Origin of the sequence: Brevundimonas sp. UBA2416 (assembly GCF_002343105.1) — a bacterium.
Lineage (GTDB): Bacteria > Pseudomonadota > Alphaproteobacteria > Caulobacterales > Caulobacteraceae > Brevundimonas.
On record NZ_DDRM01000037.1, the window covers coordinates 18,462 to 44,012 of the forward strand.

Sequence of the window (25,551 nt, forward strand, 5' to 3'; positions counted from 1 at the left end):
GGCCCGTCAGATGTGGATCACCCGCCCGTAGGCGTCCAGCGCCGACTCGTGCATGGCCTCGGACATGGTTGGGTGGGGGTAGACGATGCCGTGGATGTCCTCTTCCGTCGCCTCCATGGCGATGGCGGTGACATAGCCCTGGATCATCTCGGTGACCTCGGCGCCGATCATGTGGGCGCCGATCAGGGCACCCGTCTTCGCGTCGAAGATCGTCTTGACGAAACCGTCGGTGTCGCCCGAGGCGATGGCCTTGCCGTTCACCTTGAAGGGGAAGCGGCCGATTTTCACATCCAGTTTCGCCTCGCGCGCGCCCTGTTCCGTGATCCCGACCGAGGCAACCTGCGGCTGGGCATAGGTGCAGCCGGCGATCGGCGAGTGGACGTTCGGCGTCCTGAAGCCGGCGATATGTTCGGCGGCGTGGATGCCTTCGTGGCTGGCCTTGTGCGCCAGCCAGGGCGCGCCAGCGCAGTCGCCGATGGCGTAGAGGCCTTTGACGTTCGTCTGGCAGTGGCCGTCGATGGTGATGTGGCCGCGGTCCATATTGACGCCCAGCGCCTCCAGACCGATGCCGTCGGTATTGGCGGTGATGCCGACCGCCGAGATGCAGACCTCGGCCTCCAGCGTCTCGGCCTTGCCGCCAGCCTCGATGGCGACCTGCACGCCCTTGCCGCCCTTGGACACCTTGGTGACCTTGCAGCCGACGCGGAACTTCATGCCGCGCTTCTCGAACGACTTCCGGGCCGCCCTGGAGACCTCCTCGTCCTCGACCGGCATGATGCGGTCGACGGCCTCGACCACGGTCACCTCCGCGCCGAGGGCGCGGTAGAAGCTGCCGAACTCGATGCCAATGGCGCCCGAGCCGATGACGATGATGGAGGCGGGCATGGCCTTCGGCGCCATCGCCTCGCGATAGGCCCAGATCCGGTCGCCGTCGGCCTCGAGACCGATCTGCGGAATGGCCTTGGCGCGGGCGCCGACGGCCAGCATGACCGCCTTGGCCTCAACCGTGCGCGAACCGCCGGCCTTCAGAGCAATGACGACCTTCGGCGCCGCGGCGCCCTTCTCCAGCCTGGCCGAGCCCTCGATGACCTCGATCTTGTTCTTCTTCATCAGGTAGCCGACGCCCGAGTTCAGCTGTTTCGCCACGGCGCGCGAGCGGGCGATGATGGCGGCGAAGTCGAAGCCGACCTTGTCCGCCGACAGGCCGTAGTCCTTCAGGTGCGACAGGCTCTCGTACTTTTCGCCGGACTTCAGCAGGGCCTTGGTCGGGATACAGCCCCAGTTGAGGCAGATGCCGCCCAGGTTCTCGCGCTCGACGATCGCGACCTTCTGGCCGAGCTGGCTGGCGCGGATGGCCGCGACATAGCCGCCGGGGCCCGAACCGATGACGATGAGGTCGAATTCAGCCACGGGTTCGTCCTTAAGCCAGCATCGTCACAGGATCTTCGATCATCGCCTTGAAGACCTGCAGGAATTTCGCGCCGATGGCGCCGTCGACCACGCGATGATCGCAGGTCAGGGTGACGGTCATCACGGTGGCGACCGCCAGCTGGCCATTGACCACGACGGGGCGCTGCTCCCCGGCGCCGACGCTCATGATCGCGCCCTGGGGCTCGTTGATGATCGAAGCGAACGACTGGATGCCGAACATGCCCAGGTTGGAGACCGAGAAGGTGCCGCCTTGGAACTCCTCGGGCTTCAGCTTGCGGTCGCGGGCGCGTTTGGCGAGATCCTTGGACTCCGTCGCGATCTGCGACAGGGTCTTGGTCTCTGCCTTGCGGATGATCGGGGTGATCAGGCCGCCATCGATCGCCACCGCCATCGCCACATCGGCGTGATGGTGCAAGGCGATGCCCTCTGGCGAATAGCTGGCGTTGGCCTCGGGCACGGCCTTCAATGCCATGGCGCTGGCCTTGATGACGAAGTCATTGACCGAGACCTTGACCCCGTCCTTTTCGAGCAGGGCGTTGACCTTCACCCGGGCGGCCAGCAGGCCGTCGATGCGGCAGTCGATGGTCAGCGGGAAATGCGGCACGTCGCGGAAGCTGTCGGTCAGACGCCGGGCGATGGCCTTGCGCATGCCGTCCAGCGGAACGAGATCGTAGCTGCCGTCGGGGATGCCCATCTGGGCCAGGGACTGGACCTTGCGGGGTTCGCCGGTCGCGGCCGGGGCCGAAGCGGCGGCGGGTTTCGCCGCGCCAGTCGGAGCGCCCTCGAGGTCGCGTTTGACGATCCGGCCATGCGGGCCGGTGCCCTTGACCGCGGACAGGTCGATATTGCCTTGGGCCGCGAGACGGCGCGCCAGGGGTGAAGCGAAGACGCGGCTACCGTCGGCCTTCGCCGGAACGGGCGCCGCTTTCGGGGCCGCGGCAGGCGCGGTGGCGGGCCTGGGAGCCTCCGCCGGCGTGGCGGCGGCCTTCGGAGACGGAGCGGTCGCCCCTCCCTCGTCCTTAAGCCGCGCGATCGGTGTATTGACCTTCACGCCCTCTGTGCCTTCCGCCACGAGGATGTCGGTGACCTCGCCCTCGTCGACGGCCTCCACCTCCATGGTCGCCTTGTCGGTCTCGATCTCGGCGATGACGTCGCCGGCCTTGACCGTGTCGCCGACCTTGACGTGCCATTTGGCCAGCACGCCCTCTTCCATCGTGGGCGACAGGGCGGGCATCAGGATGTCGGTCATTGCGCGCTCCCCGTCGGTTCCTCGACCACGGTCGCCACGCCCGGACCGTTCAGCACGTCGGAGATGCCGGCGAGAATCTTGTTATAGGCCTGCTTCTCGTCATGGCCGTGCCGGACGTTGTAGCCGTGGGCCATGTGTTTGGCGGCCATGGCCAGCACCTGACCGAACTGGCGCGGGTCGTTGAAGGCCGGCTTGATGGCCATGACCGGCTCGCCCTTCGACCACCAGATGCGCAGGATCTCGACCGCCTCGGCGTCGGCGGCGACGCTGGCGGGGGTCTTCAACTGGAACTCGGAGGCCTCGCTCATGCCATCACCGCCCGAACGGCCTTGACGATCTTGTCCACGCCCGGAAGCGACAGGACTTCGAGATTGGCGGCGTAGGGCAGCGGCACGTCTTCCTGGTGCACCCGCATCGGCGGCGCGTCGAGGTAGTCGAAGGCGTGTTCGATCACCCGGGCCACGACCTCGGCGCCGACGCCCATCGGACCCCAGCCTTCCTCCGCCGAGACCAGACGGCTGGTCTTCTTGACGCTCTCAACGATGGTCTCGTGGTCCAACGGCCGCAGGGTGCGCAGGTCGACGACCTCGCAGGAGATGCCCTCCCCGGCCAGCTGTTCGGCGGCCTGAAGCGCAAAGCCGACCATGCGGCTGTGGGCGGTGATGGTGACGTCCGTGCCCTCGCGGCGGACCTTGGCCTTGCCGATGGGCAGGACGTAGTCGCCTTCGGGCACATCAAACTCCAGCCCGTACATCATCTCATGCTCGAGGAAGACGACGGGGTTGGGGTCGCGGATGGCGGCCTTCATCAGGCCCTTGGCGTCGGCGGCGTCATAGGGCGCAATGACCTTGAGGCCGGGCACGTTGGCGTACCAGGCCGAATAGTCCTGGCTGTGCTGGGCGCCGACGCGGCTCGCGGCGCCGTTGGGACCGCGGAAGACGATGCTGGCGCGGATCTGGCCGCCCGACATGTAAAGCGTCTTGGCCGCCGAGTTGATGATGTGGTCGATGGCCTGCATGGCGAAGTTGAAGGTCATGAACTCGACGATCGGCTTCAGACCCGCCATGGCGGCGCCGACGCCCAGGCCGGCGAAGCCGTGCTCGGTGATCGGGGTGTCGACGACGCGCTTGTCGCCGAACTCCTGCAGTAGTTCGCGGCTGACCTTGTAGGCGCCCTGGTACTGGGCGACTTCCTCGCCGATCAGGAAGACCTTCTCGTCGCGGCGCATCTCTTCGGCCATGGCGTCGCGCAGGGCGTCGCGGATGGTCGTCTTGACCAGTTTGGCGTCGGCGGGGATTTCGGGATCGCGCAGTTCAGCCTTCGGGGCCGCCGCCGCGGCAGGCGGAGCGGCCGCTTCCGGTTCGGCGACGGCCTCGGGAGCGTCAGCCTTCGGCGCGGGGGCGGCGGCGCCGGCCTCGCCGGCCAGACGGGCGATCGGCGTGTTGACCTTCACGTTCTCGGAACCTTCGGCCACGAGAATTTCCAGCACCTCGCCCTCATCGACGGCCTCGACCTCCATGGTCGCCTTGTCCGTTTCGATCTCGGCTATGACTTCGCCGGCGGAGACCTTGTCACCCGCCTTGATGTGCCATTTGGTCAGCGTGCCCTCTTCCATAGTGGGCGACAGCGCCGGCATGAGAATGTCGGTCACGCTGAGGCCTCCACATAGACGTCGGTATAGAGCTCGGACGGGTCCGGCTCCGGGCTTTCCTGGGCGAACTGGACGGCCTCGGCGACGATGGTCTTGATCTCGGCATCGATGGCCTTGAGGTCGTCCTCGGTCGCGCCGGCCTGGTCGAGCAGCATCTTCACATGGTCGATCGGGTCGCGGGTCTTCTTGACCTCATCGACCTCTTCCTTGGCCCGGTATTTGGCCGGATCCGACATCGAGTGGCCGCGGTAGCGATAGGTCTTCATCTCGAGGATGTAGGGCCCGCCGCCTTCACGGGCGCGCTTGACGGCGCGGGCCGTCGCCTCGCGCACCGCCAGCACGTCCATGCCGTCGACCTGTTCGCCCGGAATGCCGAAGCTGGAGCCCCGCTCGCTCAGTTGCGTCGTGGACGAGGAGCGTTCGATGCTCGTGCCCATGGCGTATTGGTTGTTCTCGATGATGTAGATGGCCGGCAGCTTCCACAGCTGGGCCATGTTGAAGCTCTCATAAACCTGGCCCTGGTTGGCCGCGCCGTCGCCGAAATAGATGAAGGCCACGCTGTCGTCGCCGCGATAGCGTCCCGCAAAGGCCAGGCCCGTGCCGAGGGCGACCTGGGCCCCCACGATGCCGTGGCCGCCGTAGAAGCCGGTGGCCGTGTCGAACATATGCATCGACCCGCCCTTGCCCTTGGACGAACCGCCAATACGGCCGGTCAGTTCGGCCATGACCTCTTTCGGGTCCATGCCCGCGCACAGCATATGGCCGTGGTCGCGGTAGCCGGTGATGATCTTGTCGTGACCCTGTTTGACGCTCTCCTGAACGCCCACGGCCACGGCCTCCTGGCCGATGTACAGGTGGCAGAAGCCGCCGATCAGGCCCATGCCGTAAAGCTGGCCGGCGCGCTCCTCGAATCGGCGGATCAAAACCATCTCGCGATAGAAGCGCAGCAGGTCCTCTTTGGACGCTCCGGGCGTATTGGGAATCTTCTTCGACGCAGTTTTTGCGGCGGGGGCTTTCGCCATCCGTCATCTCCCGGCTGGGCTCCGGTTTCAGAGCCTCTTGTCGTTACGGAAAGGGGGTTTAGCAGCCTTCGTTCCCGAAAGGCAAAGCCGGCTCAGCCGATGTAACGAAAGTTCACGCCGCCGGCGTAGAGGCGCTGGGGGCGACCGGCGTGGAGACCCGGATGACATAGTCGCGCGGGTCGGCGAAGCCGAGGACGGCGCGGGCGCGCTCTTCCAGCAGATCCCGTGAAAGGCTGTCGGTGCGCAGATAGCGGACCCGGACCTCAAGGTCACGCCGCTGCTCCAGAATACCGGCCAGTTGCGCCTCTCGCCGGACCATCAGGGAGTCCCGCTCGTGGCCGCTCAGCAGGCCACGCTGGCCCGTCAGGGCCTGGACGCCCAGGTAGACGACCAGCAACAGGAGGATGGCGGAAGGGAAATACGGCTTCATGCGTTCGGGCACTGGGGACGCTCCTTCTGAGCGTGGACTCACAATCAATGAATCCTGACCGAAAATGCCTAACGAACCGTAGCTTGACCGTAACCCTTGGCGCCGGGCGCCGACTTTTTTCTGCGCTACCGGTTCAGCAACATGCCGTCGCCGAAATAGGCCCCCTGATCGCCCAGCATCTCCTCGATACGGAGGAGCTGGTTGTACTTGGCCGTGCGGTCCGAGCGGGCCAGCGAGCCGGTCTTGATCTGTCCGCAGTTGGTGGCGACGGCGAGGTCGGCGATGGTCGAATCCTCGGTCTCGCCCGACCGGTGGCTCATCACAGCAGTGTAGCCGGCGCGGTGAGCCATATCCACGGCATCAAGAGTTTCCGACAACGTGCCGATCTGGTTCACTTTCACCAGAATGGAGTTGGCCAGCCCCTCGCCGATGCCGGCGGCGAGACGGGCCGGGTTGGTCACGAACAGATCGTCGCCGACGATCTGGCACCGGTCGCCCAGACGCTCGGTGAGAAGACGCCATCCATCGAAATCATCCTCGGCGCAGCCGTCCTCTATCGAGACGATCGGGAAGCGTTCGCACAGGTCGGCGAGGTAGTTGACCATGGCCTCGGCCTCGAGCGTCTTGCCCTCCCCGGCCATGACGTACTTGCCGTCCTTGAAGAATTCCGTGGCCGCAACGTCGAGGCCGAGGTGGAAATCCTCCCCGGCCAGATAGCCGGCCGCCTGTCCGGCGCGGGTGATGAAGCTCAGCGCCTCCTCGGCCGAGGCCAGGTTGGGGGCGAAACCGCCCTCGTCGCCGACGTTGGTGTTGTGACCGGCGTCCTTCAGCTGCTTGCGCAGGGCATGGAAGATTTCCGAACCCATGCGCAGGGCCTCCGAGAAGCTGTCGGCGCCGGTCGGCAGGATCATGAACTCCTGGATGTCGATCGGATTGTCGGCATGGGCCCCGCCGTTGATGATGTTCATCATCGGCGTCGGCAGGATGCGGGCCGAGACGCCGCCCAGATAGCGGTGCAGCGGCAGGCCGGAGGAGATGGCGCTGGCCTTGGCGCAGGCCAGGGATACGCCGAGTATGGCGTTGGCGCCCAGCCGGCCCTTGTTCTCGGTGCCGTCGAGGGCGATCAGGGCCTCGTCGATGCGGCGCTGGTCCTCGGCGTCCATGCCACTGAGGGCATCGAAGATCTCGCCGTTGACGTTGTCCACGGCCTTGCCGACGCCCTTGCCGCCCCACAGATCCTTGTCGCCGTCGCGCAGTTCGACCGCCTCATGCGCGCCGGTCGAGGCGCCCGAAGGCACGGCCGCGCGGCCGAAGCTGCCGTCATCGAGGATCACATCGACCTCGATCGTCGGATTTCCCCGGCTGTCGAGGATCTGGCGGGCGACGATGTCGGCGATGTCAGTCATGGCGTGGTCCGATGGCTTGGAGAGGTCGGCGCGGTTTAGCGCAGCCCCTGCCGAATCGCCAACACCGACTGGCCTCGACCATTCCGCAGCGAAATCTGCGCCGTGTTGGGCGCGGCCAATGCGCCCGATTTCGCCCTAGCCGCAGTTCTCGAGCTGTATCGCCGGCCCACCGGCCCTGACGCGGAGAACCTTTCCGTCGGCCCCGATGCTGTATCTCAAGCCCCGAAGGGCCAGATCATTGCGGAAACCGTCGTTGACTTCGCCGTCGGTCCAGACGGTGATGTCCTCGGCCGGGGGCGGGGCGGACATGGCCGGAGCGACGATCGCGGAAGCGCCATAGGCCGCCTTGACGGCGGCGCCGTCGTCTCCGGGGCCGAAGCCGCGGTCGGTTTTTGCGGCCGAGGGCGCTTCCAGAATGACCTGCGCCACCATTCCGCTGTTGACCATGGCCTTCACACCCGGGGGGCCGTTGGCGAACTCGACCACCTCGCAGGTGGCTTCAACCGACGCCGGCGTACGCGGACCTCCCCAGACGGACGCCGCATACACGCCGACACGCAGCGGTCCGATGCCCTCAGCAGTAAGGGTGTCGCCGGGAGCGAGCGCCGCCGCTGCCGGCTCACCGCCTCCGTCAGCGGGCGCCGCGGCGTCGCTCGGCGCCTGACAGGCTGCAAGCGCGAACATCAGGACTGAGCTCACCACAATGGAACGGGTCATTGGTCGCTTCCTCTTCAGCGGAAGACAATGAAAGCACGCCCTGTCACTTTGGGAAACACTGTTATGGGAAGCCGTCGACCCGATCGGTCAAAGGCGGCTCCGCCTCAGAGACAACCCTCAACATACTGGATACTCGGTCCGCCCGCGGCCACGTGCTCCGCCGTCCCGTCCGTACCGATGTGGTAGGCGATGCCCCGGGCCGCGGGGTTCTGGACATAGCCGGCGGCGCCGCCGACGTTCCAGGTGGTGATGTATTCAGCCGGGGCGGCGGCGTATTTGTGCGGCGAGACATAGGCCAGCGGCCCGTAGGCGGCCTTGATCGCCGTGGCCGTGTCGCCGACGCCGAAGCCGCGATCGGTCTTGAGCGTGGATCCGCGCTGCAGCCAGATGCTGGTCAGGACGCCCTGCTCGACCATCACGGTCAGGCCTTCCGGGGCGCGGGCGGGATGGAAGGTGTCGCAGGCTTCCGGCTCCGGGCCGCCGACCGCGCCGGGATTGGAATCAGGCCCGAGGGCAGCCTCAACCTCCGCCCGGGTCATGCCGATGCGCAGCGGTCCGAAGCCCTGGGCTGTCAGGACGTCGGCGGCGGGCGGAGCCTCGACCGGCGGCGCGGGCTCGGGGGCCGGGGCCGGCTCGGGGTCAGGCGCGCCGCAGGCAGCGAGCGCGAGGACGGCGGTTGTCAGCAACAGACGGCGGATCATGACGCAGCTCCATTCGGTGGGAGCTACAACGCACGAAAACGGCGCGCGGTGAACCGCGCGCCGTCATTCAATCATCGAACGGGCCTGGAAAGACCTAGTCTTCCTTGGGCGTCAGGACCTGGCGGCCGCGATAGGTGCCGGTCTTCAGGTCGATGTGGTGCGAGCGGCGCAGCTCGCCCGTGTCCTTGTCCTCGACGTGCGGGTTGGAGCCCAGCGAGTCGTGCGAGCGGCGCATGTTGCGACGCGAGGGCGATACTTTGCGCTTCGGAACGGCCATGTCCGTCTCAATCTTCTCAAGGGTGGCGCCGGCGGAGGCGCGAAAACAACAGCGGCGGCCCGAAAGAGCCGCCTGCGAGGGCGGGCTTATGCCTCAACCCGGCCCGGAGTTCAAGCGGGAGCTTGTCCCGCGACCTTCGACGCCCGATCCGCCCGCGACAGGGCGTAGAACAGGCTGTCCTTCCACTCGCCGCCGACGTTCCAGGTGTTGTTGCCCGAGCCGGTCAACACAAAGCCCAGCCGCTCCAGCAAGCGAATCGAGGCGGCGTTTTCCGGATCGACATCGGCCGTGAGCGCTTCGATATCATGGGCGGCGAAGACATGGTCAATGGCCGCCGCCGCCGCCTCCGCCCCAAACCCACGGCCCCAGGTGTCCGGGTGCAGGATGTAGCCAATCTCGGGCATGACGTAGAAGCCGGCCTTGCCGATGACCCGGCCGTCCAGCTCGATCACGAAGTCCGGATGGTCGGGACCGTTGGCGATCATGGCGTCCATCCAGAGACGGGTCTGCTCCAGGGTCTCGTGCGGCGGCGTCGACCACCATCGGGTGGCGCGTGGGTCCGACAGGACGGCGTGCATGGCCTCCAGATCGTCCGGCCGGGCCGAGCGCAGGATCAGGCGAGGGGTGAGGATCTCCACGGTCTCAGTCCAGCTCGCGTTCCATGACGACGAAATACAGGTCGTCCCGCTTCGGCAGGCCGAAGCGCGGATTGCCATAGGGGAACGGCAGGGTGTCGCCCGTCAGCCGATAGCCGAGACGCTGATACCAGGCGATCAGGGTCTCGCGCTGCGGAAAGACCGAGATGCGCACCCGCGTCGCGCCGTAGCGCTCGGCCATCGCCCGATGGGCGGCATCGACCAGCCGACGGCCGAGGCCGCCGCCCTGCAGAGTCGGGCTGATGGACAGCATGCCGAAATAGCCGGTCCCCTCGCCCCGGTCGGCGATCAGGACGCAGCCGACCAGATCATCGCCGCGCCATGCGGTCAGCAGGTCCTGTTTCGGATCGGCGAGGATGTCCGCGAGGTCGTCGGGGTCCGTGCGCTGGCCATCCAGCAGGTCCGCCTCCGTGGTCCAGCCCGCGCGCGAGGCCTCGCCGCGATAGGCGCTCTCGATCAGCCCGTGCAGGGCCGGAATGTCGGCCGTCCCGGCGTCGCGGATCGTGATCTCATTCATGGGCCAGCATTTCGCTGACCGCCTCGCCGATCGCAAGGGAGCTGGTAAGGCCGGGGCTTTCGATGCCGAACAGGGCGACCAGACCGTCGAGGCCGTGGACGTCGCTTCCGTGCAGCTGGAAATCCGGCTGCGGCTCACCCGGGCCGTGCAGCTTGGGCCGGATGCCGGCGTAGTCGGGGGTCAGGGCGCCCTCGGGCAGGCCGGGCCAGAAACGGCGGATGTAGCCCTCGAATTCCGCGGCCTTGGCGGCGTCGACCGCATAGTCCTCGGTTTCGACATAGACGAGGTCGGGGCCGAACACGGCCTGACCGCCGAGGTCCTTGCGGTAGTGGGTGCCCAGCGCGCCGGGGATGGGCGGCGGATAGATCAGCCGCTCGAACGGCGCCTTGCCGGTCAGCCGGAAATAGACGCCCTTGCCGAAATGGCCGGCCGGGATGCGGTCGGCGGGATAGCCGTCGATGCGCGCCGCCACGACCTGGGCCCCAAGCCCGGGCGCCGTGACCAGCAGCCGGGTGGTCAGGGTCGCCCCGCCCTCCCCGCCCGCGGTAATCCTGAAACCCCCGCCGGGCAGCGGCTCGGCCCGTTCGAACGGGGTGGAGACGACCACAGAGCCGCCCGCCTCGCCGATCTCGCCCTCGAGAGCCAGCATATAGCCGTGGCTGTCAAAGACGCCGCTCTCGGGCGACAGGATGGCGGCGTGGGCGTTCAGACCGGGCTCCAGCGCACGGGCCTGGGCGCCGGTCAGATGTTCGAGCCCCTCGACGCCGTTGGCCGTCGCCTGCTGGAAGATGCCCTCGATCCGCTCCACCTCGGCCTCGTCCGTGGCCACGACCAGCTTGCCGCATTTGCGGTGGTCGACCTTGTGGCTGTCGAGGAAGGCGTAGAGCGCCCGCCGCCCCTCGACGCAGAACTGGGCCTTCAGCGAGCCGGTCGGATAGTAGAGGCCGCCGTGGATGACCTCGGAATTGCGCGAGGACACGCCCTGACCGATGTGCGGTTCCTTCTCCAGGACCAGGACCGACAGGCCCCGCTTCGCCAGCGCCCGGCCGCAGGCGAGACCGACCGCGCCGGCGCCGACCACCGTCGCGTCGAAGTCGAAGCTCATGTTTTCGGGCCGTATAGCGCCGCCGCCCGGGCCTCGAAACAGCTCATCAGCTTGCTGACCGCGCGGTCGAAATTGGCGTGCAGCATGCCGTCCAGCAGCCGGGACCTGAAGGCGAAGTCGATCATGAACTCGACCCGCGTCCCGGCCGGATCGGGGAAGAATTCCCAGCGGTTCTTCAGATGCCGGAAGGGGCCGCGGATCAGGCCGACCTCGACCATGTCGCGGTTCCGGTCATGCCGGACCCAGGTCGAGAACCGCTCCCTGAGGAAGGAGAAGCCGACGGCCGCCTCGGCGTCGACCAGGCTGACGCCGGGGGCCTCCTCGCGCGGGCTCCAGGTCCGCATGGCGGTCACCCACGGCACGAACTCGGGGTAGGCGCGGACATCAGCGACCAGCTCGGCGAGTTGGTCCGGCGTGTACGGCAGGATTTTGGTGACGCGGTGGACGGCCAAGCGCGGCTCAGCGTCCGGACTGCGCCAAACGCGCTGCCCTCAGACGCGCGAAATCGTCGCCGGCGTGGTGCGAGCTGCGGGTCAGGGGCGAGGACGAGACCATCAGGAAGCCCTTGGCCCGGGCGATGGCCTCATAGGCCTTGAACTCGTCCGGCGTGACGAAACGGTCGATGGCGGCGTGCTTGCGGGTCGGCTGAAGGTACTGGCCGATGGTGATGAAATCGACGCCGGCGGAACGCATGTCGTCCATCACCTGCATGACCTCTTCGCGGGTCTCGCCCAGGCCGACCATGATGCCGGACTTGGTGAACTGGTTGGGGTCGCGCTCCTTGACCATCTGCAGCAGGCGCAGGCTGTGGAAGTAGCGGGCTCCGGGCCGGATCTTCAGATACAGCCGCGGCACGGTCTCGAGGTTGTGGTTGAAGACGTCCGGCGTCGCGTCGATCATGACCTCGGCCGCCCCGTCCTTGCGCAGGAAGTCGGGCGTCAGGATCTCGATGGTGGTGTTCGGCGCGTGCAGGCGGATCTGGCGCACCACCTCGGCGAAATGGGCGGCGCCGCCGTCGGAGACGTCGTCCCGGTCCACGCTGGTGATGACCACGTGGTTCAGGCCCAGCTGGGCCACGGCCAGTCCGACCTTGGCCGGTTCTTCAGGGTCCAGCGGCTGGGGCAGGCCGGTCTTGACGTTGCAGAAGGCGCAGGCCCGCGTGCAGGTGTCGCCCATGATCATCAGGGTGGCGTGCTTCTGGCTCCAGCACTCACCGATGTTCGGGCAGGCCGCCTCCTCGCAGACGGTGACGAGGCCCTTGTCCTTCACGATGGCTTTGGTGGCGTTGTACTGGCCCGATCCGGGCGCCTTGACGCGCAGCCAGTCGGGCTTCTTCAGCACCGCCGTCTCGGGGCGGTTCTGCTTCTCGGGGTGACGCAACTCGGCCGGCGTCTTTGTCAGGGTGTTGATCAGCGTGACCATCGCCGGGGAACAGGGCTCCTTGCCAGAGCGGCTATGTCGGTCTTTCGGCCGTCAAAGGCAAGGTGGCGAGGCGCGGCTCAGGGATTCAACACCGCGTCGTTGCGCATCCGCACGCCGAGGCCGAACAGGGTCTCGGCCGTCGGATAGAGGACGGTGTTCTCGAGGTCCTTCTGGGTCATCTCGGGCAGGCGACGGGTCAGGATGTCGTCGAGAACATCGAGCCGGCGGCGCTCGTCGGCCGAGAGCTTGGTCGAGCGCGACAGTTCGCTGACCGCCGTCACGGTCCACGGGTACCAGAGGAAGGTCGACCGCTCGAGGGTGAAGTCGGGCTGGCCGAACAGGTAGGATTCGCTGTCCTGAAGCTGGCAATTCATATCCAGCGGTCGCTTCTGGATGGAGGCGAACTGGCCGTCGCCCTCGCGCAGTCGTCCCAGATAGCCGGTGCGAAGCTCGGCGAAGGCGGCGTCATAGGGCCGCAGACCCAGCGACCGGTCGACGTGCGCCAGGACGTACATGACCTGGGACGTCAGGCCGAGGCAGTCGCCGTCCGTCCGCCGCACATAGGGGTTGGGCCACCAGCCCTTGGCGCCCTCCTGGCCCTCGGTGGCGTTCAGCATGAGCCAGCGGGCGCCGCGACGGATGTCGTTGTCATAGGTCCAGCGGGCGTCGCCCCGAACCAGGTCGGCGTCCCGCGCGGCGAGGAAGGCCATCATGCTGACGACGGTGGAATAGGTGCGCTGGTGTTCCCGCTCGGCGGTCGGCGACAGGGGGCCCCAGCCGCCGTCCGCATGCTGCCGGCCGGCCAGTTCGGCCAGATCCTTGAACAGCCGATCGCGGGCCGGGCCCTCCTCGGCCGGCGTCCAGACCGGCTGGTGCGGGTCCGGATGCAGGGCCAGGGCCTCGGCCGTCGCAACCCAGCCGATGATCTCTGTGACCGTGGTCTTCGCCCCGTCCTGGTAACCCCAGCCGTTCGGCTGCCGGATGGATTCGATATAGGCGAGGCTCCGCCGGACCCGCTCGACGGTCTGGGGCCGGCCTTCGGCGCTGGACGGGGCCTGCAGCACGCCGGACAGCACCTGGGCCGTGGTCCAGCCCTGCGGCCCCATGGAGGCATTGTCCGTGGCGAACCAGTAGCCGCCGTAGTTGGCTCCGGCACTGACGTAGTTCTGATCGACCATGGCGAGCAGTTCAGCGAGCCGTTCGGACTGCATGGGGCCCAGGTCGCTGGCGGGGCGCAGGCTGAGACTGATGAACAGAACGAAGGGCGCGAGCACGCCGGCGCCGATCAGGAACGGCAGCTTGAACCGCGGCCGTTTCCGCAGCCAGAGAAAATACAGCAGGGCGCAGCCGCAGAAATAACCGGCGCCGAGACCGAGAACCATCAGGGCTCCGGCGAAGGTGCTGAAGCTCTCGAAGGCGATGAGGCCGAACGTTTCCTGCAGGGCGGTCCGCAGGGCGGCGATGTGCGGCAGCAGGACTGACAGGTTGGCCGTCAACACCCCCAGGGCGCCGGTCCAGGCAATGGATTTCAGGAACCAGGGCGGCAGGCCGGGCGCCGGCCCGGCCGCATAGGCAGCCGGAAGTTCCGTCACCATCGGCGGCGGCGTCTTCCCGACCTTCGGCGGCGGCTTCTCCTCCGTCACGCGATTCCCCTGCCCTCTCCGGGGTACAGGCGTAGAGAGAACAGGGGCCGAATTCCAGAGGTCGGGCGGCCGGGGTCAGATTCGATCAGCCGGACGAACAGCGCCGTCCGGTTCACGCAACGTAACGCACCTTTTCAACGTCGGGCGTCCGCCCTAGTCTGATAACCGGAGAGAAAAGGGCGCGGGACAACCGCATCCGCACGGAGGATGGACTTGCGCGTAGCCCTCGATACCAAGGACGGCGAACAGACGATTTTCGACGGGCTGATCGCCGCGCGCGACAAGTTCGGCGACAAGGAAATCCTCGAGGACCTCGATCGCAAGCCGCTCACCTACACCGGCCTGATCCGCGCCGCCTTTGTACTGGGGCGCAAGATCGCGGCAATGACGGAGCCGGCGGAACGGGTCGGCATCCTGCTGCCGTCCAGCGCGGGCGTCGTGGTGACTTACTACGGCCTTCACGCCCACGGCCGCGTCCCGGTGATGCTCAACTTCACCTCGGGCCAGAACAACATCAAGGCGGCGATCAAGGCCGCCGGGGTGAAGAAGGTGCTGTGCGCCAAGCGGTTCGTGAATCAGGCCAAGCTCGAGGATCTGCTGGAGGACCTGGCCAAGGTCGCCGAAATCGTCTGGCTGGACGACGTCCGCAAGACCATCGGCCTGCCCGACAAGCTCTACGGTCTGATGGCCGGGATGATGCCCAAACAGTTCCGGGTGAAGACCGACCCGGCCTCGCCGGGCGTGGTCCTGTTCACCTCCGGCAGTTTCGGCGCGCCCAAGGGCGTGGTGCTCAGCCAGTGGAACCTCGTCGCCAACTGCCGTCAGGTGGCCCAGCACATCGACCTGAAGCCCGAATGGGTGATGTTCAACCCGCTGCCGACCTTCCACTGCTTCGGCCTGACGGGCGGGGTCCTGCTGCCGATCCTGCACGGGATGAAGGCGTTCCAGTATCCGTCGCCGCTGCACGCCAAGCAGATCGTCGAATTGCTGCCGGACGTGAAGGCCTCGATCCTGTTCGCGACCGACACCTTCCTGAACCAGTACGCCCGCGTCGCCGCGCCCGACGATTTCGCCACCCTGCAGTTCGTCGTCGCCGGCGCCGAGCGGGTGCGGCCGGAGACCCATCACCTGTTCAACACCCGCTTCCACGGCCTGAAGCTGCTGGAGGGCTATGGCGCGACCGAGGCGGCGCCCGTGGTGGCGGTGAACCACCCCGACCACAACCGCCCAGGCACGGTCGGCCAGATGATGCCCGGCATGGAATGGCGCATCGACCCGGTCGACGGGATTCCGGACGGCGGACGGCTGTTCCTGCGCGGGCCCAATGTCATGCGCGGCTATCTGTCGGCCGACGACCCCGAGAGCGTCGATCCGCTGCCCGGGGGCTGGCATGACACGGGCGACATCGTCGATATCGACAAGGACGGCTATGTCTCGATCCTGGGGCGGATCAAGCGGTTCGCCAAGATCGGCGGCGAGATGGTGTCCCTGACCGCTGTCGAGGGTCTGGCCAGCGCGGTCTGGCCTGACGCGCGGCACGCCGTCGTCTCAATCCCCGACGCCCGCAAGGGCGAGAAGCTGGTGCTGGTCACCGATCGCCGGGACGCGGACGTGGCCCGTCTGGCGGAATGGGCCCGCAGCCACGGCGCGCCCGAGCTGGCGGTGCCCAAGAAGATCATGCGCGTCGCCGAGGTGCCCGTGCTGGGCACCGGCAAGACCGACTATGTCCGCATCCAGCAGATGGCCGAACTGGAAAAGGCCGCCTGACGGCGGACTCTTGACTGCAACAGTAACAGTTTCAATATGACGAGCGGTCCGAGCCGGGCCGGTGACGGAAGGAACTGACCATGAGCCTGTTTTCCAAACTCGACCCCCACGCGGACAAGGCGCTGGCGGGCCTGCGCATCGTCTCCGGCCTGATGTTCATGCAGCACGGGACGCAGAAGATCTTCGGTTTCCCGGCCCCGGCGCGTGGACCGTTCGAGCTCTTCAGCCAGATGGGCGTCGGCGGGGTTCTGGAACTGGTCGGCGGCGCGATGATCGTGCTGGGACTGTTCACCCGGCCCGTGGCCTTCGTCATGTCGGGCATGATGGCTGTCGCCTATTTCCAGTTCCACGCCCTCTCCGGCGGGGTCTTCCCGATGGTCAATCAGGGCGAGCTTGCCGCACTGTACTGCTGGGTCTTCCTGTATCTGGCCTTCGCGGGTCCCGGCGCCTGGGCCGTGGACCACGTCCTGAAGCAAAAATCGTAGCCGATCCGGACACCCGTCATCGAGATTGAGCCGCCCTCGATGACGTCGTTGAAGACGCTCATGGCGTCGCCCGGCCCTCGCCGGGCGGCGACGTAGAGCAGCGGCAGGTCGGGACGCTCAGGCGCCGATCCGTGGCCCGATCGGGCAGACACGATCATAGAAGGCGGGGTCCGCCGGCGCCGGCAGTCCCCGCGTCAGGCGGAAGCGGTGTTCGACCACCATGGCCTGCTGTTCGATGTTCAGCCCGCCCCAGTGGCAGTCCATGCCGACGGGGTATTCATAGGACGAGGGCCTGTCGCCCGCGCGGATCTTGCCGGTCAGCAGATTGACCCCCTGCTGCGCCTGCCAGACGTGGGTCAGCTCATGGATCAGAAGAGTCTGAAGCCGGAGCGGCGCGAGGGCGATGTCCGGCGGCAATGTCTGCTTCGGCCAGACGATCCAGTCGCGCCCGAACCAGCGGCCCGGCACGAAGGCCCGGTTGAACGGCCACGACGCGGGCAGGAAGCGAACGGGGTCGAGAGCCAGGGCGTCGCCGAAGGCCTCGGCGGCCAGCGCGCGCTCTCCTTCGGTCAGCGACCGGATCACGTCGGCGGCGGCGGCCCGGCATAGCCGCCGGGCGGGGGGACCCACTCCCAATGCCAGGGCTCGAAGGCGTAGGGGACGAAGCCGAACCGGCCGGCGTTCCGGACCAGCCAGCGATAGGTCGCGCCCCGGCTCATGTGCAGGCGGCTGGACGCCGAGGTGTTGTCGACGCCGAGGCCGACGACCTGGCCGACGTAGAGATCGATGGCCGTTCCGGTCCGGTGGGGCGAACAGACAGCGCGCCGCACGCCGTCGCAGTTGCCGGAGGCCGCGCACCGGGCGGCATCGGCTTCCGGGTCACGGAAGCCGGAGAATATCTGCAGAAGTTCCGGGTCGGCGGCGATCTCGGGAACCTCGGCACGGGCGGCGGCGACCATCCGGCGATAGGCCTCCAGCACGTCGCGGCGCAGCAGGCGGGTCAGGCGGTCGGCGTGTTCCTCGGACTCAACCAGATAGCCCAGCTGGTACAGCGGCGGCGGGTCCGGACAGGGCTCCTCGCGGACCCGGGCCATGATGAAGGGCCGCCGCTCCTGCCATACGCCGCGGAAGGTCTGGAAGGTGGCCGGATCGAAGATACCGGTGGACGGCAACTGATGGGCGGTCTGAAAGTCGGCCAGCCGGCGGGCGAACACCGGCGAGTTGGCGGCACAGGACGTACCAAGCTCCTGCTGGATCAGCGGGACATAGGTCTCCCAGCCCCATTCGGCCGAACCGAACGGCGCCCATTCCAGCGATTGCAGCGAGATGCCATTGGCCAGGGCTGGCCCGCCCCAGTCCTCGATCTGGCGATCGCAGAACTCGGCCTGCGCCCGCGCCGGCCCCGCGACCAGCAAGGTCGCGAAGGCGCTGATCAGCAGCAGGAGCAGGCGCAACCACATGGTGGAAGCTGAGCCTGTCTCTGTGTCCACCGCAAGGCCCTTCACGCCGTGCCTGAACCAGCCCTGCGACGGCTCGCGCGGCGCGCGCAAAGGCGGCATGGTTGGAGACGGCCGACTCAGGGCCGGACCGCCGGACGCACCCATGACCGACGCCACCCAAGCTCCGACCGCGACGCCCGCCCCGCGCCGCAGCAACGGCGTGCTGGCCGCCTTTTCGGCCGCCTGCCTGCCCTATGCCGCGCTCGGCCTGCCGGTCTATGTGACCCTGCCGGAATTCTACGCCAGCCACGTCGGCGTCGACCTGGCCGTGGTCGGGCTGATCTTCCTGGTCATCCGCATGGCCGACATTGTCATCGACCCGGCGCTGGGCATGGTCATCGACCGGACCAACAGCCGTTTCGGCCGCTACCGTCTGTGGATGGGACTGGCGGCGCCAGTGCTGATGCTGGCGGTCGGCATGCTGTTCATGGCCCAACCGGGCGCCGGAGCCGCGTATCTGACCGTCTGGCTGGTGGTGCTGTCGCTCGGCTTCTCGGTCAGCCTGCTGTCCCAGATCAGCTGGGCCTCGGCCCTGTCCTCCGACTACAACCAGCGTTCGCGCATCTACGGCTGGTGGCAGACCGCCAACATCATCGGCGTGCTGGCGGTGCTGATGGTGCCCGTCCTGGTGCAGAACATGGGCTGGGGCGACTACGCCCGGGCGGTGCAGTGGCAGGGGTGGTTCATCATCATCGCCCTGCCCCTCTCGCTGGCCGTGACCTTCGCCTTCACGCCGGAACCGCCGCCCGGACCCGCGACCGCCGCCGAGACCCGGTTCGGCTATCTGGCCCTGTTCAAGCGACCGGTGATCCAGCGCCTGCTGGGCGCCGATCTGGCGCTGGGCGTCGCGCGCGGCGTGGTCGGGGCCCTGTTCTTCTACTTCTTCGAGGCTGCGCGCGGGTTCGAGCGCGCCGAGACCTCGATCCTCCTGCTGGTCTATTTCGTCTTCGGCCTGTTCGGGGCCCCGGCGTGGAGCTGGTTGGCGGTGCGGCTGGGCAAGCACCGGGCGCTGATCTGGGCCTGCGTCTATTTCGCCGTAACCCTGATGTTCGCCGCCTTCCTGGCCCCTGCGCTGGTCGGGCCGGCGCAGGCCGGGCTGGAGGCCATGACCGGCAAGCCGGCGCCGTACGCCGACCTGCTGATGGCCGGGGCGATGGTGGCGCTGGTCGGGCTCGCCTTTGCATCCGGCGACCTGCTCTTGCGAGCCATGATGGCCGACGTCAGCGATCAGGTGCGGCTGGATGACGGCGCCGACCGAACCGGCCTGCTGTTCTCGATCCTGACCGCCACCAGCAAGCTCGGCTACGCCGTCTCGGTCCTGACCTTCGCCGGCCTGCAGATGGCCGGGTTCGATCCGGGGCTGGGCGTTGAAAACTCCGGCCCGGCGCTGATGTGGCTGCAGATCATGTTCGCCGGCCTGCCGGCCCTGTGCCTGCTGCTCGCGGCCGTGGCCCTGCACCGATATCCGCTGGACCAGGCGCGCCACGCCGAAATCCGCGCCGAGCTGGAAGCGCGCGGAACGACGCCTCAAGGGCAATCATGAGCAACGCCCCACAACGCCCCATCGACCGCCTGATCGGCATCATGGCCCGGCTGCGCGACCCGGTCAGCGGCTGTCCGTGGGACGTGGAGCAGACCTTCGCCACCATCGCCCCCTATACGCTGGAGGAGGCCTATGAGGTCGCCGACGCTATCGAGCGCGGCGACATGGACGAGCTGAAGTCCGAACTCGGCGACCTGCTGTTCCAGACCGTCTTCCACGCCCGCATGGCCGAGGAACAGGGGCTGTTCGCCTTCGACGACGTGGCGAACGCCATCGCCGACAAGCTGGAGCGCCGCCATCCGCACGTCTTCGGCGACGAGGCGGCGCGGCCGGACGGAACCGCCCAGAAAGCCCGCTGGGAGGACATCAAGGCCGCCGAACGTGCCGCGAAGGCCCTGCACGGCGTGCTCGACGACGTCCCCGTCGGTTTGCCCGCCCTCGCCCGCGCCGCCAAGCTGACCAAACGCGCCGCCCGCGTCGGCTTCGACTGGCCCTCGACCGACGAGGTGTTCGACAAGCTGGACGAGGAGGTCGCCGAACTGCGCGTCGAGATCGCCGCCGGCGACCTCGACAAGGCGCGCGACGAGGTCGGCGACCTGCTGTTCGTGGTCGCCAATCTGGCGCGGAAACTGGGTGTCGAGCCGGAAGACGCCCTGCGAGGCGCGAATGCCAAATTCGTGCGGCGGTTCGGGTTTATCGAGGCGGAATTAGCGAGGGACGGACGGGGGCCGGAGCAGTCCGATCTGGCCGAAATGGACGGGCTGTGGAATGCGGCGAAAACGGCGGAGCGCGCCTGACGCCCCCTATTGCGCCACCTTGTCCCGGTTCATCCGCAGCCGCACCACCAGACCCTGCTCCGCCCAGTCCTTTTCGATGTCGCCGTCCAGCTGACGGGCCATGGCGCGCTCCACCATCCGGCTGCCATAGCCGCCTGGCCCCTCGGGCGGTTTCACCGGCGGCCCACCCTGTTCGGTCCAGGCAATCACGAGCTCGGATTCATGCGCCGAACAGGAGACGTCGAGCGTTCCGCTTTCGGCAGAGAGCGCGCCGTACTTGAGCGAATTGGTCGCCAGTTCATGGACGATCAGGGCGAGGGCATTCGCCGCCTGCTCGCCTACACCCATACGCGGCACCGATACCCGGATGCGGCCGCTGAACGCGCCGAGATCATCATAGGGCGCGAGCAGGACCGACAGCAGGTCGCCGAGCAGGGCGGCCTTGCCTTCCTCGCCCGGCAGGGGGCGGACCAGATCGTGGGCGCGGCCGAGGGCCGTCAGACGCTGGGTCAGCTCGCGCGCCATGTCTGTCGTGGTCTCGACCGAGCGCGAGGTGATGGCGGTCAGGCCCGAGGCGACGGCCAGCAGGTTCTTGACCCGGTGGCTCATCTCGCCGGCGAGCAATTCGTGGCCTTCCTCGGCCTGTTTGCGGCCAGTGACGTCAATGAAGATGCCGAACATCTTGCGGCTGACCATACCGAGGTCGTCGCCCTGGCCCCGGGCGGAAATCCAGCGAACGTCGCCGTCGACAAGAATGCGGAAGTCGATCTCATAGGGGCCCACCACTGCGCGAGTGGCAGCGAAGGCGGCCCGCACCCGGTCGCGGTCCGCCGGGTGAATATGGCAGGAGAGGTCCTCGAAGGTGACGCACGGCAGAACGGGGATGCCCCAAAGCCCGAACGCAGCCTCGTCCATGGAGAAGCTGTCGTCGTCGACATTCCACGACCACAGGGCGACCCCGGCGGCCTCGAGCCCCCGCCGCAGGTCGCCGACCTCCCAATGGGATGTCCCGGCTTTCGTCTCAGACATTTCTGTTGGTCCACGCTCAACCCGGTCTCGCGAAAACACGCGACCATTCGTGAACGCACGAACCTAGCACATGGGGACGGGCAAACGCGCCGGCTCTTATCCGGCCGCGGAAAACTGCCGCTCGAACCGCCCCAGCGCCGCCGGGTGCAGGCGCACCGTCACATGCGTCCGGCCCTCGTCGTCCGTCTCGCGTCCGGTGACCCGTCCGTTCTCGTACAGCCAAGCCAGCGCCTCGCCCTGCGACGGGGCCAGCACCAGTTCGGTCTCGGGGTCGTCGTCGATCAGGCCGGCGATGGTCTCGCGCAGGGGTTCGATCCCCTCCCCGGTCCAGGCCGAGACAGCGACCGCCTTGCCGTCGCGGGACAGGCGTTCGGCCTGGCCCAGCACGGCCTCGCGGGCGTCTTCGTCCAGCAGGTCGATCTTGTTCCAGACCTCCAGCACCCGGCGCGTCTTTCCCTCGGGCGTCTCGATCTGTTTCAGCACCGCCTCGACATCCTTCGACTGTGCCTCGCTGTCGGGTGACGCGATGTCGCGGACGTGCAGGATCAGGTCGGCCTCGCCCACCTCCTCCAGCGTGGCGCGGAAGCTCTCGACCAGTTCGTGCGGCAGGTCGGAGATGAAGCCGACGGTGTCGGCGACAATGGCCGGCCGGCCCTGCGGCAGACGGATGGTGCGCTGGGTGGTGTCGAGGGTAGCGAACAGCAGATCCTTGGCCACCACGTCCGAACCGGTCAGCCGGTTGAACAGGGTCGACTTGCCGGCGTTGGTGTAGCCGACCAGGGCGATGGTCGGAAACGGGACCTTCTGGCGTTGCTTGCGATGCAGGCCGCGGGTGCGGCGCACCTCGTCCAGTTCGACCTTCAGCTTGACGATGCGGTCGGCGATCAGGCGTCGGTCGAGTTCGATCTGGGTCTCGCCGGGGCCGCCGGTCGAGCCGGTGCCGCCGCGTTGCCGCTCGAGGTGGGTCCAGGTGCGCACCAGCCGCGACTTCTCATAGTCGAGCCGCGCCAGCTCGACCTGCAGCCGGCCTTCCTTGGTCCGCGCGCGACGGCCGAAGATTTCCAGGATCAGGCCGGTGCGGTCGATGACCTTGCAGTCCCAGGCCTTTTCCAGATTGCGCTGCTGCACCGGCGACAGGGCGTCATCGATAACCACGGCCTCGGCCTCGGCGGCGCGCACCAGGGCGGCCAGCTCCTCGACCTTGCCCGAGCCGAACAGGGTCGCGGGCGTGACCTTGCGGATGCGCACGATCTCCTCGCCGCGGACGTCGAGGTCGAGCGCGCGGGCGAGGCCGACAGCCTCTTCCAGCCGCTCGAGCGACTGGCGCGAGCTCTCGCTGGCGCCCGCGTCGGACCGTTCGGGATGGATGACGACGGCCCGGATCAGGGGGACGGCGTGGTCAATATGCTTGGTGGTCAGGTCTCGGGCTTTCTTTACGCCGTCATCCTCGGGCTTGACCCGAGGATCGGATGTTGTGGTGCTGATCGACAGATAGGAAGTCGACGGCCGTTGGGCCATCCCTGACGCAAAGCCGCACCACGTCTGGCCCTCGGGTCAAGCCCGAGGGGGACGGCCGAAGGGTCGGACCGCTCAGTCCTCGTCGGCGTCTGGCTCATAAAGCTGCACCGGCGCGGACGGCATGATGGTCGAGATGGCGTGTTTGTAGACCAGCTGCGACTGGCCATCGCGGCGCAGCAACACACAGAAGTTGTCGAACCAGGTCACGATGCCCTGCAGCTTGACCCCGTTGACCAGGAAGATGGTCAGCGGCGTCTTGGTCTTGCGGACGCTGTTGAGGAAGGTGTCCTGAAGGTTCTTGGACTTGTCTTGCGACATGGCAGGTTCAGCCTGTTCTTGCTTGTTCTCCGGCCGAGGGAGCGGCGCGGGGCTGGATCGGATGTCCGGCCCCTCACCTTAGCCACCGCCCGCACAGGGCCGCAACGCCTAGATGGCGTCGCGGTTCGCCTGATCAAGGTACAGGGCGCGCAACCGGGTCGCGATCGGGCCGGGCTTGCCGTTGCCGATCTTCACCCCGTCGATGGAGGTCGCCGGCATCACGAAGCCGCTTGCCGAGGTGTAGAAGGCCTCCTTCGCACGCTTGGCCTCGTCTACGCTGAAGGCCCGCTCTTCCAGCTCAAGTCCCTCATCGGCGATGAGCGCTATGACGGCGGCGCGGGTGATGCCCTGCAGGATATTGGCCTGGGTGTCCCGCGTCCTCAGCTTGCCGTTCTCGTCCACGATCCAGGCGTTGGTGGAAGAGCCCTCGGTGACCAGACCCATCTCGTCGACCAGCCAGGCCTCGGCGGCGCCGCGCTCCTTGGCCGCCTGTTTGGCGAGGACATTGGCCAGCAGACCGACCGTCTTGATGTCGCAGCGCCCCCAACGGATGTCCGGATGGGTGACGACCGCGACGCCCTTCTTCGCCGCCGCATTGCCTTTCGACCGCGGCAGCGAACGGGCCGTGATCACGACGCTGGGCGGCGTGCCTTCGGGCGGGAACGGATGGTCGCGACGGGCCGTGCCGCGGGTCACCTGGATATAGACCAGCCCCTCGCGCACCCGGTTGCGCCGCACCGTCTCGTTCAGCACCCGGCCCAGGGCCTCGCGCGTCATGGGGATGTCGATGCGCAGCTCGTTCAGACTGCGATGCAGCCGGGTCATGTGGCCGTCGAAATCGGCCAGCCGGCCGTCGAATACGGACCAGACTTCATAGACGCCGTCGGCGAACTGGAAGCCCCGATCCTCGACATGGATCACGGCCTGACCGTGAGGCTGGTACTGGCCGTTTACATAGGCGACGCGGCTCATGCCTCGACCGCCTCTTCGATCTCATCCTCGCCGCCACGAGACGGCGAAACGCCCAGCGACTTGAGCTTGCGGTGCAGGGCCGACCGCTCCATGCCGATGAAGGCCGCGGTTCGCGAGATATTGCCGCCGAAACGCATGATCTGCGCCGCCAGATACTCCCGTTCGAACACCTCCCGGGCTTCACGCAGCGGCAGGGCGATGATGCGCTCGCCGCCAAGGGTGCCGGTGGAATTGGCGTTGGTCGCCTCCTGCGGCAGCATGTCGGCGCTGATCGGCTCGGACGGATCGCCCGTGGCCAGGATCAGCAGCCGCTCAACGTTGTTGCGCAGCTGACGGACATTGCCCGGCCAGGGATGGACCTGAAGCACGGCGATAGCATCGTCGCCGAGCCGTCGCTTCGGCAAGCCCTGCGAGGCGGACAGGGTGTCGATGAAATAGTCGATCAGCTCCTGGATGTCCTCGCGCCGCTCCGACAGGGCCGGCACGCGGATCGGCACGACGTTGAGCCGATGGAACAGGTCCTCGCGGAAGCGGCCCTCGGCGATCTCGACCTTCAGGTCTCGCGAGGTCGAGGTGACCACGCGGATGTCGACCTGGACGTCCTGCTCGCCGCCCACGCGGCGGAAGCGCTGCTCAACCAGCACCCGCAGCACCCGGCTCTGGCTCTCGCGCGGCATGTCGCCGACATCGTCGAGATAGAGGGTGCCGTTATGGGCGCGTTCGAAGACGCCGATCTTGCGCGGGCGACCGTCGTGGCCCTCCTCACCGAACAGTTCGATGTCCAGACGCTCGGGCGTCATGCCGGCTGCGGCGATGGCGACGAATTCGCCCTTCGACCGGGCGCTGGCCTCGTGGATTTGACGCGCCACCAGCTCCTTGCCCGAGCCGGGCGGGCCTGAGATCAGGACGCGGCTATTGGCCGGCGCCACCTTGGCGACCGTGCTGCGCAGGGCCTGGGCGGCGGCGGAACGGCCGATGAAGCCGCTGGGCGCCGCGACCTGGGCCCGAAGCCGCTTGTTCTCGCGCTTCAGCGACGACGCTTCGAGTGCTCGCTGAACAACAACGACCAACCGGTCGGACTTGAACGGCTTTTCAATGAAGTCGTATGCCCCGCGCTGGAGCGCCGTCACCGCCGTTTCGATATTGCCGTGGCCCGAGATCATCACCACCGGCAGGTCGGGATCCAGTTCCTTGATCACGTCCAGCAGTTCCAGGCCGTCAAGCCCACCGCCCTGCATCCAGATGTCGAGCAGGGCCAACGACGGCCGCCGGGCGCGGATCGCGGCCAGGGCCTCGTCGGAGTTGGCCGCCACGCGCACGGCGTGGCCCTCGTCCTCGAGCAGGCCGGAGACCAGCTCGCGGATGTCGGCCTCATCGTCGACGACCAGAATATCGGCTCCCGTGGATCGCATATCGC

At 67.6% G+C, this 25,551-nt stretch carries 27 protein-coding genes; 4 read left to right on the forward strand and 23 right to left on the reverse strand.

The genetic code is table 11. The features are described from left to right. Positions 1-6 precede the first annotated feature (6 nt). The 16 genes from lpdA to B3E43_RS11570 all read right to left on the reverse strand — a co-directional run bounded on the left by lpdA (position 7) and on the right by B3E43_RS11570 (position 14,227). The gene (lpdA, locus tag B3E43_RS11495) at positions 7-1,410 is read right to left on the reverse strand and encodes a dihydrolipoyl dehydrogenase (RefSeq protein ID WP_292029582.1); all 1,404 of its coding nucleotides are present in this window, start codon (positions 1,408-1,410) and stop codon (positions 7-9) included. Between the two features lie 10 nt (positions 1,411-1,420). Further along, on the reverse strand, positions 1,421-2,680 hold the full coding sequence (locus tag B3E43_RS11500) for a pyruvate dehydrogenase complex dihydrolipoamide acetyltransferase (protein WP_292029584.1): 1,260 nt from the start codon (positions 2,678-2,680) through the stop codon (positions 1,421-1,423). Then, complete coding sequence (locus B3E43_RS11505; RefSeq protein ID WP_292029585.1) at positions 2,677-2,988, reverse strand: DUF5076 domain-containing protein; 312 nt, start codon at positions 2,986-2,988, stop codon at positions 2,677-2,679. Before B3E43_RS11505 ends, B3E43_RS11500 begins: the two co-directional genes overlap by 4 nt. Beyond that, positions 2,985-4,331 carry a pyruvate dehydrogenase complex E1 component subunit beta gene (locus tag B3E43_RS11510; RefSeq protein ID WP_292029586.1) on the reverse strand — a complete coding sequence of 449 codons (1,347 nt, stop codon included), beginning with the start codon at positions 4,329-4,331 and terminating at the stop codon, positions 2,985-2,987. The genes B3E43_RS11505 and B3E43_RS11510 overlap by 4 nt, the downstream gene beginning before the upstream one ends. Next, positions 4,328-5,353, reverse strand: a complete 1,026-nt coding sequence (gene pdhA / locus B3E43_RS11515; RefSeq protein WP_292029588.1) for a pyruvate dehydrogenase (acetyl-transferring) E1 component subunit alpha — start codon at positions 5,351-5,353, stop codon at positions 4,328-4,330. The genes B3E43_RS11510 and pdhA overlap by 4 nt, the downstream gene beginning before the upstream one ends. Before the next feature lie 112 nt (positions 5,354-5,465). Next, a complete protein-coding gene (locus tag B3E43_RS11520; protein WP_414631358.1) occupies positions 5,466-5,783 on the reverse strand; it encodes an FtsB family cell division protein in 318 nt (105 codons plus the stop codon). Between the two features lie 125 nt (positions 5,784-5,908). Next, positions 5,909-7,189 (reverse strand): phosphopyruvate hydratase, encoded by a 1,281-nt coding sequence (gene eno / locus B3E43_RS11525; RefSeq protein WP_292029591.1) that lies wholly within the window; start codon positions 7,187-7,189, stop codon positions 5,909-5,911. A 135-nt stretch (positions 7,190-7,324) separates the two neighbouring features. Continuing rightward, positions 7,325-7,906 carry a hypothetical protein gene (locus tag B3E43_RS11530; protein ID WP_292029594.1) on the reverse strand — a complete coding sequence of 194 codons (582 nt, stop codon included), beginning with the start codon at positions 7,904-7,906 and terminating at the stop codon, positions 7,325-7,327. A 104-nt stretch (positions 7,907-8,010) separates the two neighbouring features. Then, a complete protein-coding gene (locus tag B3E43_RS11535; protein ID WP_292029595.1) occupies positions 8,011-8,607 on the reverse strand; it encodes a hypothetical protein in 597 nt (198 codons plus the stop codon). Between the two features lie 94 nt (positions 8,608-8,701). Next, positions 8,702-8,884 (reverse strand): 50S ribosomal protein L32, encoded by a 183-nt coding sequence (gene rpmF / locus B3E43_RS11540; RefSeq protein ID WP_284220375.1) that lies wholly within the window; start codon positions 8,882-8,884, stop codon positions 8,702-8,704. Between the two features lie 110 nt (positions 8,885-8,994). Continuing rightward, complete coding sequence (locus B3E43_RS11545; protein WP_292029600.1) at positions 8,995-9,522, reverse strand: GNAT family N-acetyltransferase; 528 nt, start codon at positions 9,520-9,522, stop codon at positions 8,995-8,997. A 4-nt stretch (positions 9,523-9,526) separates the two neighbouring features. Then, entirely contained in the window at positions 9,527-10,057 is a 531-nt protein-coding gene (locus tag B3E43_RS11550; RefSeq protein ID WP_292029604.1) for a GNAT family N-acetyltransferase, read from the reverse strand. Next, on the reverse strand, positions 10,050-11,162 hold the full coding sequence (locus tag B3E43_RS11555; RefSeq protein WP_292029605.1) for an NAD(P)/FAD-dependent oxidoreductase: 1,113 nt from the start codon (positions 11,160-11,162) through the stop codon (positions 10,050-10,052). The genes B3E43_RS11550 and B3E43_RS11555 overlap by 8 nt, the downstream gene beginning before the upstream one ends. Then, positions 11,159-11,614, reverse strand: coding sequence for a type II toxin-antitoxin system RatA family toxin (locus tag B3E43_RS11560; protein WP_292029606.1), 456 nt, complete (start codon positions 11,612-11,614; stop codon positions 11,159-11,161). Before B3E43_RS11560 ends, B3E43_RS11555 begins: the two co-directional genes overlap by 4 nt. Before the next feature lie 7 nt (positions 11,615-11,621). Continuing rightward, positions 11,622-12,584 carry a lipoyl synthase gene (gene lipA, locus B3E43_RS11565; protein WP_292029608.1) on the reverse strand — a complete coding sequence of 321 codons (963 nt, stop codon included), beginning with the start codon at positions 12,582-12,584 and terminating at the stop codon, positions 11,622-11,624. Between the two features lie 77 nt (positions 12,585-12,661). Beyond that, the gene (locus B3E43_RS11570; protein ID WP_292029609.1) at positions 12,662-14,227 is read right to left on the reverse strand and encodes a hypothetical protein; all 1,566 of its coding nucleotides are present in this window, start codon (positions 14,225-14,227) and stop codon (positions 12,662-12,664) included. 207 nt (positions 14,228-14,434) lie between these two features. Between B3E43_RS11570 and B3E43_RS11575 the strand changes: the two genes are divergently transcribed. Together B3E43_RS11575 and B3E43_RS11580 are read left to right on the forward strand one after the other, a co-directional pair. Next, the gene (locus tag B3E43_RS11575) at positions 14,435-15,994 is read left to right on the forward strand and encodes an AMP-binding protein (RefSeq protein WP_292029611.1); all 1,560 of its coding nucleotides are present in this window, start codon (positions 14,435-14,437) and stop codon (positions 15,992-15,994) included. Positions 15,995-16,074: 80 nt separating this feature from the next. Beyond that, positions 16,075-16,479: a DoxX family protein gene (locus B3E43_RS11580; protein ID WP_292029613.1), complete on the forward strand. Its 405-nt coding sequence runs from the start codon at positions 16,075-16,077 to the stop codon at positions 16,477-16,479. 117 nt (positions 16,480-16,596) lie between these two features. Here B3E43_RS11580 and B3E43_RS11585 read toward each other — a convergent pair whose 3' ends face one another. Then, positions 16,597-17,109 carry a hypothetical protein gene (locus B3E43_RS11585; RefSeq protein ID WP_292029614.1) on the reverse strand — a complete coding sequence of 171 codons (513 nt, stop codon included), beginning with the start codon at positions 17,107-17,109 and terminating at the stop codon, positions 16,597-16,599. Beyond that, positions 17,061-17,939, reverse strand: a complete 879-nt coding sequence (locus B3E43_RS11590) for a M15 family metallopeptidase (RefSeq protein ID WP_292029616.1) — start codon at positions 17,937-17,939, stop codon at positions 17,061-17,063. The genes B3E43_RS11585 and B3E43_RS11590 overlap by 49 nt, the downstream gene beginning before the upstream one ends. A gap of 142 nt (positions 17,940-18,081) precedes the next feature. Here B3E43_RS11590 and B3E43_RS11595 point away from each other — a divergent pair, with 142 nt between their 5' ends. Continuing rightward, positions 18,082-19,521 (forward strand): MFS transporter, encoded by a 1,440-nt coding sequence (locus B3E43_RS11595; RefSeq protein WP_292029618.1) that lies wholly within the window; start codon positions 18,082-18,084, stop codon positions 19,519-19,521. Beyond that, positions 19,518-20,318, forward strand: coding sequence for a nucleoside triphosphate pyrophosphohydrolase (gene mazG, locus B3E43_RS11600; RefSeq protein ID WP_292029620.1), 801 nt, complete (start codon positions 19,518-19,520; stop codon positions 20,316-20,318). The genes B3E43_RS11595 and mazG overlap by 4 nt, the downstream gene beginning before the upstream one ends. A gap of 6 nt (positions 20,319-20,324) precedes the next feature. Here the strand turns inward: mazG and B3E43_RS11605 are convergent, their stop codons facing one another. The 5 genes from B3E43_RS11605 to B3E43_RS11625 form a co-directional block, all read right to left on the reverse strand. Beyond that, the gene (locus B3E43_RS11605) at positions 20,325-21,326 is read right to left on the reverse strand and encodes a sensor histidine kinase (protein WP_292029622.1); all 1,002 of its coding nucleotides are present in this window, start codon (positions 21,324-21,326) and stop codon (positions 20,325-20,327) included. A 96-nt stretch (positions 21,327-21,422) separates the two neighbouring features. Then, positions 21,423-22,745 carry a GTPase HflX gene (hflX, locus tag B3E43_RS11610; protein ID WP_292029947.1) on the reverse strand — a complete coding sequence of 441 codons (1,323 nt, stop codon included), beginning with the start codon at positions 22,743-22,745 and terminating at the stop codon, positions 21,423-21,425. A gap of 171 nt (positions 22,746-22,916) precedes the next feature. Further along, positions 22,917-23,162, reverse strand: coding sequence for an RNA chaperone Hfq (gene hfq, locus B3E43_RS11615; RefSeq protein ID WP_168048505.1), 246 nt, complete (start codon positions 23,160-23,162; stop codon positions 22,917-22,919). 108 nt (positions 23,163-23,270) lie between these two features. Continuing rightward, entirely contained in the window at positions 23,271-24,134 is an 864-nt protein-coding gene (locus tag B3E43_RS11620; RefSeq protein WP_292029626.1) for a D-amino-acid transaminase, read from the reverse strand. Continuing rightward, on the reverse strand, positions 24,131-25,546 hold the full coding sequence (locus tag B3E43_RS11625) for a sigma-54-dependent transcriptional regulator (protein WP_292029629.1): 1,416 nt from the start codon (positions 25,544-25,546) through the stop codon (positions 24,131-24,133). The genes B3E43_RS11620 and B3E43_RS11625 overlap by 4 nt, the downstream gene beginning before the upstream one ends. Positions 25,547-25,551 lie beyond the last annotated feature (5 nt).

Coding starts and splice junctions, on each gene's coding strand:
- B3E43_RS11595 (WP_292029618.1), top strand. CDS start 18,082: ATGACCGACGCCACCCAAGCTCCGACCGCGACGCCCGCCCCGCGCCGC.
- B3E43_RS11520 (WP_414631358.1), bottom strand. CDS start 5,783: ATGAAGCCGTATTTCCCTTCCGCCATCCTCCTGTTGCTGGTCGTCTAC.
- B3E43_RS11555 (WP_292029605.1), bottom strand. CDS start 11,162: ATGAGCTTCGACTTCGACGCGACGGTGGTCGGCGCCGGCGCGGTCGGT.
- B3E43_RS11575 (WP_292029611.1), top strand. CDS start 14,435: ATGGACTTGCGCGTAGCCCTCGATACCAAGGACGGCGAACAGACGATT.
- pdhA (WP_292029588.1), bottom strand. CDS start 5,353: ATGGCGAAAGCCCCCGCCGCAAAAACTGCGTCGAAGAAGATTCCCAAT.
- eno (WP_292029591.1), bottom strand. CDS start 7,189: ATGACTGACATCGCCGACATCGTCGCCCGCCAGATCCTCGACAGCCGG.
- mazG (WP_292029620.1), top strand. CDS start 19,518: ATGAGCAACGCCCCACAACGCCCCATCGACCGCCTGATCGGCATCATG.
- B3E43_RS11590 (WP_292029616.1), bottom strand. CDS start 17,939: ATGTGGTTGCGCCTGCTCCTGCTGCTGATCAGCGCCTTCGCGACCTTG.
- B3E43_RS11530 (WP_292029594.1), bottom strand. CDS start 7,906: ATGACCCGTTCCATTGTGGTGAGCTCAGTCCTGATGTTCGCGCTTGCA.
- B3E43_RS11580 (WP_292029613.1), top strand. CDS start 16,075: ATGAGCCTGTTTTCCAAACTCGACCCCCACGCGGACAAGGCGCTGGCG.
- B3E43_RS11550 (WP_292029604.1), bottom strand. CDS start 10,057: ATGAATGAGATCACGATCCGCGACGCCGGGACGGCCGACATTCCGGCC.
- lipA (WP_292029608.1), bottom strand. CDS start 12,584: ATGGTCACGCTGATCAACACCCTGACAAAGACGCCGGCCGAGTTGCGT.
- B3E43_RS11625 (WP_292029629.1), bottom strand. CDS start 25,546: ATGCGATCCACGGGAGCCGATATTCTGGTCGTCGACGATGAGGCCGAC.
- B3E43_RS11500 (WP_292029584.1), bottom strand. CDS start 2,680: ATGACCGACATCCTGATGCCCGCCCTGTCGCCCACGATGGAAGAGGGC.
- rpmF (WP_284220375.1), bottom strand. CDS start 8,884: ATGGCCGTTCCGAAGCGCAAAGTATCGCCCTCGCGTCGCAACATGCGC.
- B3E43_RS11535 (WP_292029595.1), bottom strand. CDS start 8,607: ATGATCCGCCGTCTGTTGCTGACAACCGCCGTCCTCGCGCTCGCTGCC.
- B3E43_RS11620 (WP_292029626.1), bottom strand. CDS start 24,134: ATGAGCCGCGTCGCCTATGTAAACGGCCAGTACCAGCCTCACGGTCAG.
- B3E43_RS11505 (WP_292029585.1), bottom strand. CDS start 2,988: ATGAGCGAGGCCTCCGAGTTCCAGTTGAAGACCCCCGCCAGCGTCGCC.
- hfq (WP_168048505.1), bottom strand. CDS start 23,162: ATGTCGCAAGACAAGTCCAAGAACCTTCAGGACACCTTCCTCAACAGC.
- B3E43_RS11605 (WP_292029622.1), bottom strand. CDS start 21,326: ATGTCTGAGACGAAAGCCGGGACATCCCATTGGGAGGTCGGCGACCTG.